The sequence below is a fragment of the Pedobacter sp. 05L430 genome (assembly GCF_056397585.1).
Window position 1 is genome coordinate 1 of record NZ_JBFTNT010000569.1, and the last position, 912, is coordinate 912.

1 protein-coding gene is annotated in these 912 nt (G+C 32.2%); it reads left to right on the forward strand.

Annotated features, from left to right (window positions below):
* Positions 1–140: 140 nt before the first annotated feature.
* A partial coding sequence (locus tag AC1DG9_RS27365; protein WP_477635736.1) for a tetratricopeptide repeat protein occupies positions 141–912 on the forward strand: 772 nt, incomplete at its 3' end.

Below are 912 nucleotides of genomic sequence, written 5' to 3' on the forward strand. Positions count from 1 at the left end.
ATTATATATGCTTTTAAAAATGACAATGTTAACTACGAAGCAATTAAGAAAAGACTTGCCGAATTAAAATAGGTATATTCAAAAATTTTGAAAGTGAAAAGAGGGATAGATTTATCCCTCTTTTTTTTTAAGTTTGTATTATGAGTAAGATATCTTTTATTGGTACTATATTTTTAGTTGTAACGACTTGGAACCTGGCTTTTTCACAAAAAAGTCAACTTCTAATAGCAAGAAATAGCGTAGGTAAATTGCAAATGGCCATAAACAATAAGCAAGATGCTAATGCACAATTGGGAATAATAGGGGAAGGGATAAAAGCGAGCGAAGCTGCGCAGAATGATAAGAAAACAAAGAAATGGCCTGAAACATGGGCAATTAAAGCATACTTAAGCTCATATGTAGCTATCACAGATCCTAATGAGGGTAATTCCGATAAATATTATGGTTTAGCCATAGAGGCTATAGATTCAGCTAAAAGACTAGATAAATTTCAAACAAATACCCATTTAATAGAGGCATCTATATACAATATTAATATCAAAAAGCAGGAAAAAGCAAATGCAGCTTTCGCAAAGAATGATTTCACAACAGCCTTCAGCTTATTAAAAGAAGTAAGTGATTTTTTTCCAAAAGATACCACTTTAGCTGTTAATACAGCTTTAGCTGCTCAAAATATCAGAGGTTTCGACAATGCGCTCGAATATTTCAAAAGAGCAAAAGAAAACGGAGCAAGAAATCCCGCAATATTTCAGAATCTTGCCAATATATACACTTCAAAATTTGAAACCGACCAAGCAATCAAAACACTTGAAGATGGAATTCGAGTAAATGCCGGAGATGTAAATTTGACTAACAACTACATCAACTTATTACTTGATAACGAAAAATATGTTGAAGCGATAAAAGTTATTG